This is a genomic window from Corallococcus carmarthensis (assembly GCF_003611695.1).
GTDB lineage: Bacteria > Myxococcota > Myxococcia > Myxococcales > Myxococcaceae > Corallococcus > Corallococcus carmarthensis.
In genome coordinates this window covers 44,232-60,041 of sequence record NZ_RAWE01000008.1, presented here as the reverse complement: position 1 = coordinate 60,041, position 15,810 = coordinate 44,232, and the positions used below count along the sequence as shown (strand labels likewise).

Here is a 15,810-nt window from a genome sequence, read left to right as displayed (position 1 = left end):
TCGTGGTCCGTCGGCCACCCGCAGCACGCGCAACTCAGCCATGCGCCACCCCGGCGGTGCCCGACATGGAGCGCCACGGAAGGAGAACGGTGGCCACGGTGCCCTGCCCTTCCGCGTTGGCGACGCGCAGCTGCCCCGCTTCGCCATAGAGCTGCGACAGCCGCGCACGCGTGTTCGACAGGCCGATCCCCTGGGCCGCCTCCAGGTCGAAGTCCCCGGGCAGCCCCGGGCCGTCGTCGCGCACGGTCAGCTCCAGCGCGTCGCCGCACCGCCTCGCGCTGATGCGCAGCACCCCGGACGCGGAGCGCATGCCGATGCCATGACGGAGCGCATTCTCCGCGAGCGGCTGGAGCACCAGATGGGGCACGCGGGCCTCCAGCGCATCCGGCTCCACGGCCCACTCCACGCGCAACCGGTCCGCGAAGCGCAGCTGCTGGAGCTCCAGGTAGCGCGACAGCACCGCCACCTCGTCGCGCAGGGGCACCTCTTGAGTGGCTCCCTGTTGGAGCAACTGGCGGAGCAGGTCGCTCAGCAGCACCAGCATGCGCGCGGCCTCCTCCGTCTCCCGCTCGCGCACCAGCACGACAATGGCGTTGAGCGTGTTGAAGAGGAAGTGCGGCTGCAGCTGCGTCTGGAGCGCGAGCAATCGGGACTCGGCCAGCTGCACCGCGAGCGCCGCGGCCTGCCGCTCGCTGTCCCGCGCACGGAGGGAGGCCCGGGTGGCGGAGGCCACCGCCAGCACCGTCGCGTAGGCCATGCCCATCATCGGCAGCCAGCCCCACCACGCGCGCAGCCAGCGCGCGGCCCAGGCGGCGTCCCTCCCGGCCGTAGGCATGAACCCCGCCGTCGTCACCGCATACACGGCGGCGAACAGGGCCCCCATCCCCAGGCACGCCGCCAGGTGCACGAGGACCGGGCGCGGCTTCGGGGGGCTCAGGGGCTCACGCGCCGCGAGCAGGGTGAGCCACGGCGTGAGCGGCAGCCACACGTACCAGGCGGGCATCTGCGCGGCGAGCACCCGCCACAGCGCGGGCGGCTCGGGCATGCCCCGGCTGAACGTGTAGGTCTCCAGCGCGGAGAAGAGCGCGGGCGCGGACCACGCGGCGGCCCGCTTCGCCCAGGCGCGCCACGTGTTTCCGGAGGTGTCTTCCACGAAGCCCAAGAGGGCCGCGAGTCTACCGGCGCGCGCGGCGGACTTCACCGCCTCCGGAACGGCTCAGGGGAAGCCGCTCAAGACAATCTTGCCCAGCGTGCGGCCTGTCTCCACCGCCGCGTGCGCGCGCCGCAGGTTGGCGGCGGTGAGCGGTCCGAAGTCCTGGGTCATGGTGGTGCGCAGCGTCCCGGCGTCCACCAGGTCCGCCACGCTGTCGAGCAGCCGCTGCTGGGAGAGCGGATCCGCGTCGTAGAGGGCGCGGGTGAACATCAGCTCCCAGTGGAGCGCCAGGCTCTTGCGCTTCATCGCGTTCACGTCGAGCGGCGTCTGCGGGTCGTCGATGATGCCCAGCTGGCCGAACGGCGCCATCAACTCCACCAGCTGCGCGAAGTGCTGCTCCGTCGCGGTGAGCGCCATCACGTAGCGCACGCCACCCGGCACCAGCGCCTGCACCTGCGCCGCCAGCGGCTGGCGGTGGTCCACCACATGGTGCGCGCCCAACGACTTGCACCACTCCACCGTCTCCGGCCGCGACGCCGTGGCGATGACCGTGAGGTCCGTCAGCTTGCTGGCGATTTGAATGGCCATGGAACCCACGCCACCCGCGCCGCCCACCACGAGCAGCGCGTCCTTCGGAGTGCCCGTCTTGCGCTGGGGCACGCCCAGGCGCTCGAACAGCAGCTCCCACGCGGTGATGGAGGTGAGCGGCAGCGCGGCCGCCTGGGCGAACGTCAGCCCCTTCGGCTTGCGGCCGACGATGCGCGCGTCCACGACGTGCAGCTCGGAGTCCGTGCCGGGCTTCGCGATGGAGCCCGCGTAGAACACCTCATCCCCGGGGCGGAAGCGCTTCACGTCCTTGCCCACGGCCTCCACCACGCCCGCCGCGTCCCAGCCGAGCACGCGCGGCGAGGCCTCCACCTTGTCCTTGGGCGCGCGCACCTTCACGTCCACGGGGTTCACGGACACGGCGCGCACGCGCACCAGGAGGTCGCCGGGGCCGGGCGTGGGGTCCGGCAGCTCCACGTCGGCAAAGGCCTCGGGATGATCACTGGGGAGGTACTTCGTGAGGGCAACGGCTCGCATTGGGGGCTCCTTTGCGTGCAACATCGTCCCGAAGGTTGGAACGGACAAGTACGCAGGATTTCCGCCCATACGCACCAAAAGGGAACCATGGCCCGGCACAAGACCTATGACTGCTCCGCGGGGTGTCCCGTGTCCGCGACGCTGGACGTGATTGGAGGCAAGTGGAAGGGGCTCATCCTCTACCACCTGCTCGAAGGCACGCTGCGCTTCGGGGAGCTGCGCAAGCGCATCCCGGACGTCACGCAGCGGATGCTCACGCAGCACCTGCGCGAGCTGGAGGAGAGCGGGCTCGTGCACCGGCAGGTGTACGCGGAGGTTCCTCCGCGCGTCGAGTACAGCCTCACGCCGCAGGGCCAGACGCTGCGCGGTGTGATTGCCGCGCTCAAGTCCTGGGGAGAGACGTACCTGGGCCGGAAGGCTCCGGAGCAGGCGGCCCCGAAGCGCCGGCTCGCCGTCGCGGGACGCTGAAGAGAAGCGCCCTACCCCGCCGCGCGCACCAGGCGCAGCACCAGCACGAAGTGCAGCCCCGCGCCCACCAGCGTCATGGCGTGGAACACTTCGTGGTAGCCGAAGACGCCGGGCCGGGGGTTGGGCCGCTTGAAGGCATACGCGAGCGCGCCCAGCGTGTACGCCAGTCCCCCGGCGATGATGAGCGCGATGGCGGAAGGGCCCAGCGCGCGGAAGACGTCGCCGAAGTACGGCATCATCGTCCAGCCCACCGCGATGGCCAGCGCCGCCGTCACCCACTTGGGCGCGCCCACCCAGAACATCGACTGCAGGATGCCCAGCAGCGCGCCCGCGTAGAGCCAGGCCATCAGCGTGTTGCCCACCTCGGGCGGCAGGCCCAGCAGGATGACCGGCGTATACGTCCCCGCGATGAGCAGGAAGATGGCCGCGTGGTCCGCCCGGCGCATCCACGCGCGGGCCCCCGGCGACCAGTTCACCCGGTGGTACGTCGCGCTGATGGTGAACAGCCCCACCAGGCTCAACGCGTACAGCGCGGACGCCAGCGTCGTGCGAGGCGTGGGCGCCATCGCCACCAGCACCACGCCCGCCCCCACCGCGAACGCCGCCGCCCACTGGTGCAGCACGCCCCGCAGCTTCGGCTTCTCCATTCCCAGCACCGACGCGCTCACGCGCACCCCACGGCGGACTCGACACCCTTCGAAACGAAGCATTTCATGACGGTGCCGGCTCCACGCGTTCCCTACGGAATGGTAGGTTTCGGTCCGGTAAGTTACCGGTGAGTAGGTTAGAGGTCAACTTGAAGAAGAAACAGCGGCTGACGGGCGCCGAGCGCCGGGTCCAGTTGATGGAGATCGGCCGGTCGGCCTTCGCCTCGAAGGGCTACGAGGCGACCTCCATCGAAGAGGTCGCCCAGCAGGCGGGCGTGTCCAAGCCCATCGTCTACGAGCACTTCGGCGCGAAGGAGGGACTGTACGCGGCCATCGTGGACCGGGAGATGGACGACCTGGTGGCGCGCGTGTCGGCGAGCATCGCGCAGGGCACGCCCCGGCAGCGCTTCGAGGACGCGGTGCTGGCGTTCATGGCCTACGTGAAGGACGAGCCCGCGGGCTTCGCGGTGCTGACGCGGGACTCGCCCACCGCGGTGGCGCGGCGTGGGCTGACGCGCGTCATCGATGACCTGGCCCAGCGCGTGGGCGACGTCTTCCGCAGCGAGTTCGAGCGCGCCGGCTACCCGTCCAAGGTGGCGCCCATCTACGCCAACGCGCTGGTGGGCATGGTGACGCAGGTGGGCCACTGGTGGGCCGCGGAGGGCAAGTCCTTCTCCACGGAGAACGTGGCCCGCCACGTCGCGGCGCTCGGGTGGATGGGTTTGCGGCACCTGCCCAAGGACCCCGCGGCGCCCGGCGCGAAGCGCGAACCGAAGCGCCGGAGCTGAAGGGCCCGGGAGGCGGCTCCATTCCAGAGACCGCCTCCCCCTGTTTCCGCTCCGCCACGGCCAGGCCCCTGACGGTCAATGACAGGCATCCCCCTGTGAGACTTCCGGCCGGGTGCGGGGAGCAGCGTGTTTCGGTGGGGCGTCTCACTGAGACAGCCCGTGTGTCGAACATGCCCCCCAGGTCGCGGCTGTGGCCGTTTGACGCGTCCCCGAGTCTCCTGAAAAGCCCAGGAAATTTCCTTTCTGGGTGAAACCACACCCCCTGGAAAGCGCCCCTCGCGCGAACCGGAGTCCCCCCATGCGCATCCGTCACTACGCCTCGCTCGCGTCCTTCCTGCTGCTGGGAAGCGCCTGCGGTCCGACCGACACCGTTGAAGACGCGCCGAAGGCGGAGGCACAGCAGGGCAGCGCGCTGAGCGCCAGGCCCGGCCGTGGCGACGGCCTGCGCCAGCTCCAGGCGCAGCGCCCCGGCTTCTTCAAGGGCGCGGGGGAGCTGTCCTCGCGGCGCTTCCACGTGGATGGGCGTGGCCAGGCGCATGAGCGCCTCACGCAGACGTTCCAGGGCGTGCCTGTCTTTGGCGCCACGGCCATCGTCCACCTGGGCGCGGACGGCACGGTCGCGGGCGTGACGGACCGGCTGGTGCGCGACCTCAAGGTGGACACCACGCCCCGGCTCCGGGCGGAGGAGGCCATCCAGCGCGCCGCGGCCGGGCTGGAGGCGCAGGGCAGCGTGCTCACGGGCGCGCCCCGGGCGGACCTGCAGATCCTCGCCGACACCAAGGACACCCGCCTGACGTGGCGCGTGCAGATGGAGACGCTGGACGTGGACGGCCTGCCCTCCAGGCCCAACGTCTTCATCGACGCGCGGACGGGGGACTCCGTCTGGGGCTTCGACAACCTCCAGACCAGCCGCAACCGAAAGACCTACACGGCGAAGAACCGCACCACGCTGCCCGGAACGCTGGTGCGCAGCGAGGGCCAGGGCGCCTCCGGCGACGCGTTGCTGGACCAGGCCCACGACAACGCGGGCTTCACGTATGACTTCTACGCCACCGTGTTCGGGCGGGACAGCTACGACGGGCTGGGCACGACGCTCACCTCCAGCGTCCACTACAGCAAGAACTACGTGAACGCGTTCTGGGACGGGACGCAGATGGTCTACGGCGACGGGGACGGCGTGCAGTCCAGCGCGCTCACGGTGCTGGACGTCGTCGGCCACGAGCTGACCCACGCCGTCACCGACACGTCCTCGGAGCTCATCTACGCCAACGAGTCCGGCGCGCTGAACGAGGCCATGTCCGACATCTTCGGCGCCTCCATCGAGGCGTACCGGGACGGCGCCGTCAGCGCCAACACCTGGAAGATTGGCGAGGAGTGCTGGACGCCGGCCACCGCGGGCGACGCGCTTCGCTACATGAACGACCCGGCCATCGCGGGGGACTACGACTACTACCCCACGCGCTACACCGGCACGTCCGACAGCGGCGGCGTGCACTGGAACTCCGGCATCGCGAACCTGGCGTTCCACCTGATGGTCAAGGGCGGCACGCACCCGCGCGGCAAGACGAGCAACGTGGTGCCCGCGCTCGACGCCAACAGCTACGCCAGCATCATGAAGGGCGCGGCCATCTTCTACCGCGCGAACACCGTCTACCTGACGCCGGGCAGCACCTTCTCCGACGCGCGCGGCGCCACCGCGCAGGCCGCCGCGGACCTGTACGGCTCCAGCGCAGTCACGTCCGTCAACGAGGCGTGGACCGCCGTGGGCGTGGCCGCGCCGCCGTCCTGGACCCCCATCACCACGCTGACCAACGTGTCCGGCAGCCGCAGCAGCAACACGAACCTCAGCTACGTGAAGCCGTCCGGCGCCACCGCGATGCGCTTCCAGCTGGCCGGCGGCACGGGTGACGCGGACCTGTACGTGAAGTTCGGCAGCGCGCCCACGACCTCCAGCTACGACTGCCGCTCCGCGGGTGCCAGCAGCGACGAGTCCTGCACCATCAACGCCGCGCAGCAGGGCACGTACTACGTGCTCATCCGTGGCTACACCGCGTTCTCCGGCGCCACCTTCACGGTGAGCTCCGGGCAGTAACCGTTCACGTATTCCCCGGCGTGGTCGCCCCGGCCCGGGCGGCCGCGCCGGGGGCCTTCCTGTTTCAAGCCTTCGGCGGCCGGGCCTTCACGGCGGCCTGGATGCCTTCCAGCGCGCCCGGGTCCTCGATGGTGGTGAGGTCGCCCGGCTCGCGGTCCTCCGCCACGGCCTGGATGCTGCGGCGGAGCAGCTTGCCGGAGCGCGTCTTGGGCAGGTTCGCCACCACGTACACCGCCGCGGGGCGGGCCACGGCGCCCAGCGTCCGGCCCACCGTGTCCATCACCTCGCGCGCGAGCGCGTCGCGGTCCTCCTCGCGGTGCAGGCGCGCCGGGTCCCTGGGCACGACGAAGGCCATCACCACCTGGCCCTTGAGCTCGTCCTTCACGCCCACCACCGCCACCTCCGCGATGGCCGGGTGGCCGCTGATGGCCTCTTCAATCTCGCGCGTGCCCAGCCGGTGTCCCGCCACGTTGATGACGTCGTCGGTGCGGCCCAGGATGAAGTAGTCGCCGTCCTCGTCGCGCGTGGCCCAGTCGAAGGTGTTGTAGAGGGGCGTGTCGAAGCTGGAGAAATACGTGGAGACGAAGCGCGCGTCGTCGCCCCACACCGTGGACAGACACCCCGGCGGCAGCGGCGGTTGAACCACCAGCACGCCCTTCTGGTTCGGCGCCGTCACCTCTTCACCGCTCAGCCCGTCCACCAGCTTCACGCGATAGCCGTAGATGGCCGTGCCCGGTGAGCCCAGCTTGCGCTTGCGCGGCTCCACGCCGGGAACGGGCCCCAGGATGGGCCAGCCCGTCTCCGTCTGCCAGTAGTTGTCCAGCACCTGCGTGGACGGCAGCGCGTCCGAAATCCACGCATGCGTGGGCGCATCCAATGGCTCACCCGCGAGGAACAGGTAGCGCAAACTGGAGGTGTCGTGGCGCTTGAGGAACGCCGCGTCCTGCTTCTTCAGGATGCGGATGGCGGTGGGTGACGTGAACATCACGCTCACCTTGTATTGCTCGATGAGCCGCCACCACACCGCGGCATCCGGCCGGATGGGCAGGCCTTCATAGAGCACCGTCGTCATGCCATTCAGCAGCGGCCCGTAGACGATGTACGAATGGCCCACCACCCAGCCGATGTCGGAGGCGGTGAACATCGCCTCGCCGGGCTGGCCCGTGTAGATGTGCCGCATGGACGCGGCCAGCGCCACCGCGTAGCCGCCCGTGTCACGCTGCACGCCCTTGGGCTTCCCGGTGGTGCCGGACGTGTAGAGGATGTAGCTGGGCTCGGAGGACTCCAGCCACTCCACCGGCACCCGCGCGCCCTCGTGCTGACCGCCCAGCGTGGCGAAGTCCACGTCGCGCCCCGGCGTGACGGGGCTTCCAGGAACGAGCCCGCGGTCCAGCACCAGCACGTGCCCGGGCGGATGCTTCGCGAGCGTCAGGGCCTCATCCACCAGGGGCTTGTAGGGGATGACGCGGCCCGCGCGCATGCCCGCGTCCGCCGTCACCAGCAGGACGGGCTTCGCGTCGTCGATGCGCATGGCCAGGCTGTGCGCCGCGAAGCCGCCGAACACCACCGAGTGGATGGCCCCCAGCCGCGTGCACGCGAGCAGCACGAAGACGGCCTCCGGCACCATGGGCATGTAGACGATGACGCGGTCACCGCGCTTCACGCCCAGGGAGCGCAGCATGGCCGCCACCCGGTTCACCTCCGCGTGCAGCTGCGCATAGGTGTACTGGCGGCGCTGGTCCGTTTCGGAGGACTCGAAGACCAGGGCCGGCTGGTCCGCGCGGGTGGCCAGGTGCCGGTCCACGGCGTTGTGGCACAGGTTGGTGCGGCCCCCGACGAACCAGCGCGCGAAGGGCGGCCGGGAGTCATCCAGCACGGCGTCGAAGGGCCGCTCCCAGTCGATGAGCCGGGCCTGCTCCGCCCAGAACGCCTCCGGCGCTTCGATGGAGCGGCGGTAGAAGTCCAGATAGCTGCCCATGCGGACGCTCCTGCGAAGGGGATGTCCCCTGACGATAGGAGCAGGCCCGCCGGAGTGGGAAGGACGCCTCCCCGGAAGGTGCTCGGGAATAATCAGCGCGACGGGCGTAACCCCATCAGTATTTCCACTGAAGGGGAGCCACACCATGAAGCGTTTCACGCAGGCGTTGGGGACGTCCGTCGCGCTGGTGCTGCTGGCCGTGCCCGTGGCGTACGCGGGGTCGAAGGCGCAGTTCTTCGTGACCATCAACACGACCGCCCGCACGGCGTACGGCGCGATGGGCACGGCGCGCAACAGCACGGACGCCATCCAGAACATCTATTGCCGGACCTTCGCGGACGCGACGTCGGGTGAGTCGGTGCGGTGCTTCGCCAACAACTCGGCGAGCGTCTACGTGTCCTGCTACTCGTCCTCGCCGGCGCTCGTCCGCAGCGTCCAGTCCGCCAACGACTCGGCCTACATCTACTTCGCCTGGGACGCGAGCGGCGTCTGTCAGGCCATCGACGTGCTCAAGGGTTCGCACCTGGAGCCGAAGGCGCCGTAGTCATGCCGCTTGCGTCACGCCCCCGGAGCCTTCGATGAAGACCTTCCTCCAGACACTCGTGTCACAGGTCCCGGGCATCGCGCTCGGCATCACCGGGGGCGTGGCGCTGACCTTCGCCACCCTGGAGTCCCGCGTGGAGCACATGCTGGACGCGAAGCTGGAGGCGCAGCTCGGCCACCTTCGCGGTCTCGTGCAGTCCCGTCCCGCGCCGGCGGCCTCCGTCGTGATGCAGGCACAGGACTCGCGCGAGGAGCTGCGGCTCATCCGCGAACAGCTCGCCGTGCTCGCGGCGAGGGAGCCCGGGGCAACACAGCCCACGGAGCGTGAGGAAGAGGCGCGTCCAGCCATCACGCCCGAACAGGTGGAGGCCTCACGCCAGGGGCAGCAGGTGCTGGACGGCGCCATCGCCCGGGGCCGCTGGACGGAAACGGATCAGCAGCGCTTCCATCAGGCCCTCCGCGCCGGCTCGCGCGAGGAAATCGAAGCGATGGAGCGCAGCCTGTCCCTGGCCATCAACAGTGGACAGCTCCGGCCGGTGCCAGGCGACGAGCGGTAGCGCGCGGCACGACGCAGGTGCGTCCCCGCAGCACGCAGATTCGGGAGCGTGCGCGAGCCGTGGATGTGATCACGATGGGTTGCGAAGTGGTCCTGGCCTTGCAGTGGGAAGACAGCGTGTCCGTGAAACAGGTTGTGTTTCACGCCTCGTGTCCCCCACCCGCACGGTCCTTCCATGACGATCTCCACGACCCTCACCATCCAGAACAACTCGGGCTGCCCCATCGATAACCGCGGCACGCCCGACTACAAGGACGGCTCGCTCAGCGGAGCCGCGCCCGCCACCAGCATCGCCGCGGGCTCCAGCACGACCTTCAAGATCGAGCAGAAGAACTCCGTCTCCCCGGGTCCTGAAGGCACGGTGACGTACACGCTGGAGACGGGGAACGAGCAGGTGCCCCTCTCCTTCTACTGGAACTACTCCAGCGGCGCGCAGCACCACGAGTCCTATACCGCCACCACGAACACCGCCCTCGCGCCGGTGACCATCACCCAGACGGACAGCAGCGGCGACAACCACGCGACCACCTACCGGGTGGACTTCAAGCCGCGCGCGCCCCATGAGTGGGACCTGGTGTGGGCGCTGTCGGTGGGCCTCATCAACAAGCAGCTGCACGCGCTGCGCTACTACCAGCTCATCCCGTCCGCCTTCACGCACCAGGCCAGCGGCGGGGCGCAGCTCACCGTGACGGCCATGGGCGACCCGACCGTGTCGGTCCCCGACGACCAGACGACCCACCTGGACGTGCACCTGCCCTTCACCACCGCGACCCTCCAGTACGTGGAGGGTGGCGTGACGAAGACGCAGTCCCTGTCAGGGACGACGGTCATCGTGTCGCTGGACCTGTCGCAGGCCCAGGTGACGGACCCCAACACGCTGGCCGCCACCACCGCGGCGAAGCAGTACGTCCAGGGCCTCCAGTCGCTCAACTACTCCGTCTACCGCCTCTTCCTGGACCTGACCCAGCCGTCGCTGTTCCGGTCGCTCCAGGTGGTGGACGCGAGCAACAAGCCCGTGGCGCTCAGCCAGGCCGCGCAGAGCGCCCTCCAGGCCACGCTGGCCGGCGTGGGCCACATGGACGTGGCGTACACGCCGCAGGCGCCGGGCAGCCCCGCGAGCATCGTCCCCACGTTCGCGAAGGAGCGCACGACCCGCTACAGCGCGAACGGGAACTTCAGCACGCTCAACGTGTGCATGATGAGCCGGGGCCGGAAGGAGCCCAACTGGAACTCGCGCTTCGGCTTCACCGCGCCGCTGGCCGCCACCACCAACCCGGACGGCACCCCGGCGGAGGCCCGGGCGCGGCTGTTCCTCAGCCAGGACACGCTGGGCGAGGGCTACCTGAAGCCGGTGGTGCTGCCGGCCATCGCGACGGCCTCCGGCATCCCCGTCTCCACCTGGCACACGGGGCCGCTCGCCTACACGTGCTCAGGCTCGAAGAACAACTCGGCGAAGAACGACGGACGCGGCGAGTTCGTCCAGGTGAACAACGGCTTCGACCAGTACGTGCTCGGCACGGAGAGCATCGCGTTCACCACCAGTCCCAACACCAGCCAGACGGACCGCTGCACGGTGTCCCTGAACGGCCAGTTCCAGGTGGACATCGAGGTCAGCCAGTATCCCCTGGACTTCATCGGGCTGAGCCTGAAGGACGTGCTGGGCAAGGCCACCTACGTGCAGCCCTGGACGGGCACCATCACCCTCCAGGCCGGTGACGGCGGCAAGCTGGTGACGTCCGTGAGCATCGTCCTGGGCAAGGCCCCGGCACCGGACGTGGACAAGACCCTGGATGGCTGGGTCTTCAACGCGCTGGACAAGCTGCTCGGCTGGACCTCCACGTCGCCGCAGGACGAAATCACGCAGCAGGCGCAGAAGTTCGCCAACGACCTGGCCAATACCTTCCGTGACAACGCCTCCACGGCGTTGGACATCGAAGACTGCATCGTGCTGCCCACGGGCGCCGCGCATGACTACAGCCAGTTTGTCTTCAACTCGGAAGGCGCCGTCCAGGTGGACGTGTCGTTCCCCGGCTGAAGCGCCAATCCCTCTCATTTCAAAGACATCCCAAGGACCTTCCATGTCCCAGACTTCCGAAACGGGCTCGGTGACGGGCTCGGCGACCGTTTCCTCCAGCCTGATGTACAACTACCTGGCCGCCACCTCCGTGGACGCGGCGTATCCCCTCGCCTCCGCGGAGGACACCGGCGGCTCGCCGCTGCTGTTCAGCGTGGGCGCGTCCGCCGCGAACACCGCGCGCAAGACGCTGTGGGTGATGTTGCGCGACACCACCGTGACGACCGGCTGGCGCCAGGTCGAGCTCAGCCCGGACGCAAACCACGACGTGCAGGGCTACGCGGTGGTCCAGGCCCCCTCGGGCCAGGTCATCATCGCCGTGGCCCTGGATGACGGCGCGGGCGGCAGCCGCGTGTTCGTCTCCCCGGCCCTCCTGCCCACGCCGGACGGCGGCCCCTGGAACACGCTCAACACCGCGTGGGTCCAGCGCAATGGCGCTCCCGCCGGCATGCCCGTGCAGCGGCTGCTCCTGGGCGACTTCGTCAGCGCCAGCGAGGCGCCGCTGCTGGTCGCGGAGGTGAAGAACACGTCCGGCACCACGGGCCGCTACTTCGTGGACGCCTCCACGAGCACCACGGGCAGCGCCTGGGTGAACTGGGCGCCGCCCAAGGACATGCAGACGCTGCACGACGTGGTGGTGGCCCGGGCCTCCATCACCGGCATCTCCTACCGGGGCACCTGGTCGCTGTTCGACGACAACACCGGCAAGCGGTGCCTCACCTTCACCAGCCTCCTGGACCCCTCCACCAACACCACGCACTCGCTGTCGGTGACGGCGCCGCCGGGCGCGCGCTGTCTGTGGGCACTGGAGGACCGCCAGAACCAGGGGCTGAGCGCGCTGTATGTGGGCGGTGACGGGCTGGCGTGGTTCCCCTCCACGGGACTGAAGAACGCGAAGAGCACCGCGCTCACCGTCGCGTCATCGGACGTGCTGTCGGGCGTCACCACCGTGCTGGCGCAGCAGGACGCTTCCCGCGTCAGCGTCTGGGCGGTGGACGGCAGCCAGCGGCTGTTCTCCCTGAACAACGCCGTGGGCGCCACCGAAGGCTGGTCCGCGCCGCTCCAGCAGCGCGAGCACGTGGCGCGGCTCGCCCCTCGCCGCAACCAGAAGCGCTCCACGGGGGAGCTGTTCGTGACCTCCACGGACAACAGCCTCATCACGTACCTGTGGCAGGACCCGGACACCACCGCCTGGCAGAACACGGACATGGTGTTGCCCACCCTGGCCAACGGGCAGGAGTTCCCCAGCTACACCACGGTGGTGCGCTTCACCGACGCGCAGGGCGCGGTGCTCGTGGGCCAGACGGTCCAGGTCAACGCCTCCGAGTGGTCCCGCGTGATGGTGAACGGCTACTGGACGGACCTGGACGCCAGCACCAAGGTCGAGGTGAAGACGGACGCCAACGGCACGGTGACGCTCATCAACAAGGTGTCCGACGTGGGCACGCCCGTGTTCCGCTTCAGCGCGGCGTTCCTCGCCCAGGACGTGACCGCGGACCCCAGCGCGGAGCTGCGCGCGAACCTGGCCGCGAAGCTCAAGGGCCAGGACCTGTCCCAGTGGAAGAAGCCGGACGGCACGCCCGTGGTGCCCCCCGGCGCGGACCCGGACCTGGTGGCGCAGGTGCAGGCCTCGCTCCAGCAGCTGATGGACCACATGGACAGCCTGCCCGCGGACGGCTCGGCGGCGCCCGTTGAGGAGGACACCGCACCAGCGCCCACGGCGATGGCGAAAACCCAGACATCCTTCAAGGTCCTGGGCAACGTGACGAACGCCATCGAGACGGCCGCGGGCGACGTGCTCCAGGCGCTCAAGAGCGCCGCGGGCGCCGTCTACGAGTACGTCATCCAGCCCATCGTCAGCGGCACGAAGACGCTGCTCCAGTTCTTCGTGAAGATTGGCGAGCAGGTGGTGTCGTTCGTCGTGCGCACCATCAAGGAAGCGCTCCAGCTCATCAGCTGGCTGTTCCAGCAGCTCGCGGTGCTGATTGAAGACATCATCCAGTTCCTGGGCTTCCTGTTCGCGTGGGACGACATCCTCGCCACCCAGCGCGTGATGGAGGCGATGACGAAGGACGTGGTCCTGGCGCTCGCGGGCAACATGAAGGGCATGGAGGCGTCCATCACCCAGTACTTCGACGGGCTCATCGCGAAGTGGGATGGCGTCTGCCAGACCGCGCTGGGCATGCCGGACGTGACGACGCAGCAGGTGGTGACCCAGACGCAGGCCGCGCAGACGCCGGAGCAGCAGTCCGCCAACGACTGCCTCACCACCAGCCCGGGCGCGACCTTCTCCACCTACCAGGTCTCCCATGGCGGCATCGGCGACAGCACGGCCGAGGAGTCCGACGCGCCGGTGGCGCAGGCCATCACCGACTTCCTACAGACGGTGGGGAACATCCTGTCGGACGTCGCGGACTCCGTGAAGGAGCTGTGCCAGGGCCTCCAGACGATGGTGCAGCAGGGCACCGTCAGCCTGCACTCGCTCGTCCAGTTGCTGGCGGGCGAGGCCGCGAAGACGCTGCTGGCCGCCGCGAGGGACCTGCTGGTGGGCCTGTGCGAGGTCATCGCGGACGTGAGCCAGGCGATCCTGGACGACGTGCTCCTGCGTCCGTTCAACATCCCGGTCTTGAGCTGGCTGTACAAGAAGCTCACGGGAGAGGACTCCCTGACGATGCTGGGCGCCCTCAGCCTGCTCGCGGCCATCCCCGTCACGATTGTCTTCAAGCTGCTGACGGGGGAGGCCCCGGTTCCCGAGCAGGCCGGGGCCCAGCAGAAGCAGTCCCGCTCCATGAAGGCCCTGACGCCCTGGCGCACCACGTCGCTGGTGGCGCTGCCCGAGTCGAAGGAGGACAACGGCGACAACGTGATTGGCGACGCCGCCCACAACTATTCGGTCATCGGCGGCGCGCTGTCGATTGTCTCCTCGTTCTTCTACACGGGCTTCCTGACGGCGGGGCAGCTCACGAAGAGTGAGGTCTCGCAGCGGTGGTTCTCCACCGGGCAGACCGTCTCCACCTGGACGGGGGTGGCGGGGAGCTTCCCGTTCGACGCGGACGTGCCCTCGCAGCAGTTGGACCGGATGCTCTGGGCGCTCTACTCCCTGGAGGCCGTGGTCACCGGGCTCGTGTCCCTGCTGAGCTGGACGCGGGGCGCTGACGTGAAGGCGAAGGGGCTGGCGAAGGCGCTGGAGGTGACGGACAGCACGCTGCTGACGTTCATGGGCCTCGTGAGCCTGGTCCTGTCGCTCGTCAGCTACATCCTGGAGCTGGATGGGGAGATCGACCCCTCGGTGCCCTACCACTCCACCTTCTGGGACTCGGAGAAGTTCGGCTCCAACGTCCTGGCCTTCGGCGGCATGACGGGAGAGGGCGTGGCGGGCCTCATCCCGGGCGAGGCCGACAAGGCGTTGATTCTCGCGGGCGCGGCGATCGCGGAGTGGGGCGCGCTCGCGCTCGACGTCACCCGCTGGGCGGACGCGGTCCTCTACAACAACACGGGTGACGGCACGGACAAGAAGCTCTTCCAGCTCTGGTGAGCCCCACGCCCCCGTCCCCTGGCACGAAGCCGGGGGACGGGAGGTGTCACGACAGAACGGCTAGCGCGCCTGGGCGGCGTCGCCCTGGGCGGTGGCCTCGCTCAGGAGGGTGTAGCTGCCCGCGGAGCCCTTCACGTCGATGCCGGAGAAGTGGCGGTAGGGATAGGCGCCGTCGCCGATCTGCTCCACCAGCTCCAGCGTGTCACCGGTGAGCTGCTGGCCATCCACCTGGGTGGTGAAGGTCTTGCCCTTGAGGCTCATGCGCCAGGTGCAGGCGCCCGTCTCGGTCTGGGGAGCGGCGCCTTCGCGCACCGCGAACGGGAACGGCAGGTGGCGGAAGTCGATGTTGGCGAAGCCCCAGGCCATGTACACGTTGCCCATCCAGTCCGTGAAGATGATGACGCGGGCCGCGGGCTCGTGGGTGCCGCCGCCCTGGAACACGCCGTCGCGGTACACGTTGACGCGGTAGCTGGAGCCGCCGGCGGTGCCGGTGAAGCTGGGGGCCAGGGTCAGCTGCGTCTGGTTCGCGCCCGGCGTGACGCTCAGGCTGCTGACGACCTGATCCGCGTCACGCGCGGCCAGCGAGAACTGGCCCTGACCGCCGGCCAGGGTCATCCGCGTGGACTGCTGCCAGCCCTGCGCGTTGGAGAACCGGCTGGCCACGCCGTTCGTGGTCCCCTGCGCGAGCCCGAACACCTGGAGCCCCTCCGCCGTGGCGGCCAGCTGCGCGTTGCCCACCGCACAGCTCTGGATGCCATTGAACCGCGAGACACAGCCCTGCGCCTGCGACTCCTGCGCGCCCACGGGGGCCTGCGCGCTGTCGTCCGGCCCCTGGCAACCCGTCAGCGCCAGGAACGCCGCCGCCATCACGAATCCCGTCTTCATCGTCCGCA

At 69.6% G+C, this 15,810-nt stretch carries 12 protein-coding genes; 7 read left to right on the top strand and 5 right to left on the bottom strand.

The features are described from left to right. Window positions 1-34: 34 nt before the first annotated feature. Together D7X32_RS03970 and D7X32_RS03965 are read right to left on the bottom strand one after the other, a co-directional pair. Window positions 35-1,201, bottom strand: a complete 1,167-nt coding sequence (locus tag D7X32_RS03970; RefSeq protein WP_147450018.1) for a sensor histidine kinase — start codon at window positions 1,199-1,201, stop codon at window positions 35-37. A gap of 15 nt (window positions 1,202-1,216) precedes the next feature. Continuing rightward, window positions 1,217-2,236 carry a zinc-binding alcohol dehydrogenase family protein gene (locus tag D7X32_RS03965; RefSeq protein WP_120601153.1) on the bottom strand — a complete coding sequence of 340 codons (1,020 nt, stop codon included), beginning with the start codon at window positions 2,234-2,236 and terminating at the stop codon, window positions 1,217-1,219. Between the two features lie 87 nt (window positions 2,237-2,323). Between D7X32_RS03965 and D7X32_RS03960 the strand changes: the two genes are divergently transcribed. Beyond that, window positions 2,324-2,704 carry a winged helix-turn-helix transcriptional regulator gene (locus tag D7X32_RS03960; RefSeq protein ID WP_120601152.1) on the top strand — a complete coding sequence of 127 codons (381 nt, stop codon included), beginning with the start codon at window positions 2,324-2,326 and terminating at the stop codon, window positions 2,702-2,704. An 11-nt stretch (window positions 2,705-2,715) separates the two neighbouring features. On the opposite strand, the gene trhA is transcribed toward D7X32_RS03960, so the two are convergent. Then, window positions 2,716-3,372, bottom strand: coding sequence for a PAQR family membrane homeostasis protein TrhA (trhA, locus tag D7X32_RS03955; protein ID WP_341868116.1), 657 nt, complete (start codon window positions 3,370-3,372; stop codon window positions 2,716-2,718). 128 nt (window positions 3,373-3,500) lie between these two features. On the opposite strand from trhA, the gene D7X32_RS03950 reads away from it, so the two are divergent. Together D7X32_RS03950 and D7X32_RS03945 are read left to right on the top strand one after the other, a co-directional pair. Beyond that, window positions 3,501-4,139 (top strand): TetR/AcrR family transcriptional regulator, encoded by a 639-nt coding sequence (locus tag D7X32_RS03950; RefSeq protein WP_244238835.1) that lies wholly within the window; start codon window positions 3,501-3,503, stop codon window positions 4,137-4,139. Window positions 4,140-4,437: 298 nt separating this feature from the next. Next, on the top strand, window positions 4,438-6,231 hold the full coding sequence (locus tag D7X32_RS03945; RefSeq protein ID WP_120601151.1) for a M4 family metallopeptidase: 1,794 nt from the start codon (window positions 4,438-4,440) through the stop codon (window positions 6,229-6,231). A 64-nt stretch (window positions 6,232-6,295) separates the two neighbouring features. On the opposite strand, the gene prpE is transcribed toward D7X32_RS03945, so the two are convergent. Next, window positions 6,296-8,209 (bottom strand): propionate--CoA ligase, encoded by a 1,914-nt coding sequence (prpE, locus tag D7X32_RS03940; RefSeq protein ID WP_120601150.1) that lies wholly within the window; start codon window positions 8,207-8,209, stop codon window positions 6,296-6,298. A 145-nt stretch (window positions 8,210-8,354) separates the two neighbouring features. Here prpE and D7X32_RS03935 point away from each other — a divergent pair, with 145 nt between their 5' ends. The 4 genes from D7X32_RS03935 to D7X32_RS03920 all read left to right on the top strand — a co-directional run bounded on the left by D7X32_RS03935 (window position 8,355) and on the right by D7X32_RS03920 (window position 14,917). Continuing rightward, the gene (locus D7X32_RS03935; protein WP_120601149.1) at window positions 8,355-8,753 is read left to right on the top strand and encodes a hypothetical protein; all 399 of its coding nucleotides are present in this window, start codon (window positions 8,355-8,357) and stop codon (window positions 8,751-8,753) included. A 34-nt stretch (window positions 8,754-8,787) separates the two neighbouring features. Beyond that, window positions 8,788-9,309 (top strand): hypothetical protein, encoded by a 522-nt coding sequence (locus D7X32_RS03930; RefSeq protein ID WP_120601148.1) that lies wholly within the window; start codon window positions 8,788-8,790, stop codon window positions 9,307-9,309. A gap of 174 nt (window positions 9,310-9,483) precedes the next feature. Further along, the gene (locus D7X32_RS03925; RefSeq protein ID WP_120601147.1) at window positions 9,484-11,343 is read left to right on the top strand and encodes a hypothetical protein; all 1,860 of its coding nucleotides are present in this window, start codon (window positions 9,484-9,486) and stop codon (window positions 11,341-11,343) included. 43 nt (window positions 11,344-11,386) lie between these two features. Beyond that, the gene (locus D7X32_RS03920; RefSeq protein ID WP_120601146.1) at window positions 11,387-14,917 is read left to right on the top strand and encodes a hypothetical protein; all 3,531 of its coding nucleotides are present in this window, start codon (window positions 11,387-11,389) and stop codon (window positions 14,915-14,917) included. Between the two features lie 60 nt (window positions 14,918-14,977). On the opposite strand, the gene D7X32_RS03915 is transcribed toward D7X32_RS03920, so the two are convergent. Beyond that, window positions 14,978-15,802: a hypothetical protein gene (locus D7X32_RS03915; protein ID WP_147450017.1), complete on the bottom strand. Its 825-nt coding sequence runs from the start codon at window positions 15,800-15,802 to the stop codon at window positions 14,978-14,980. Window positions 15,803-15,810 lie beyond the last annotated feature (8 nt).

Excerpts from the sequence above, each read along its gene's own strand:
- D7X32_RS03965 (WP_120601153.1), bottom strand. The coding sequence starts at position 2,236 with ATGCGAGCCGTTGCCCTCACGAAGTACCTCCCCAGTGATCATCCCGAG.
- D7X32_RS03960 (WP_120601152.1), top strand. The coding sequence starts at position 2,324 with ATGGCCCGGCACAAGACCTATGACTGCTCCGCGGGGTGTCCCGTGTCC.
- D7X32_RS03945 (WP_120601151.1), top strand. The coding sequence starts at position 4,438 with ATGCGCATCCGTCACTACGCCTCGCTCGCGTCCTTCCTGCTGCTGGGA.
- prpE (WP_120601150.1), bottom strand. The coding sequence starts at position 8,209 with ATGGGCAGCTATCTGGACTTCTACCGCCGCTCCATCGAAGCGCCGGAG.
- D7X32_RS03935 (WP_120601149.1), top strand. The coding sequence starts at position 8,355 with ATGAAGCGTTTCACGCAGGCGTTGGGGACGTCCGTCGCGCTGGTGCTG.
- D7X32_RS03930 (WP_120601148.1), top strand. The coding sequence starts at position 8,788 with ATGAAGACCTTCCTCCAGACACTCGTGTCACAGGTCCCGGGCATCGCG.
- D7X32_RS03925 (WP_120601147.1), top strand. The coding sequence starts at position 9,484 with ATGACGATCTCCACGACCCTCACCATCCAGAACAACTCGGGCTGCCCC.
- D7X32_RS03920 (WP_120601146.1), top strand. The coding sequence starts at position 11,387 with ATGTCCCAGACTTCCGAAACGGGCTCGGTGACGGGCTCGGCGACCGTT.
- D7X32_RS03915 (WP_147450017.1), bottom strand. The coding sequence starts at position 15,802 with ATGAAGACGGGATTCGTGATGGCGGCGGCGTTCCTGGCGCTGACGGGT.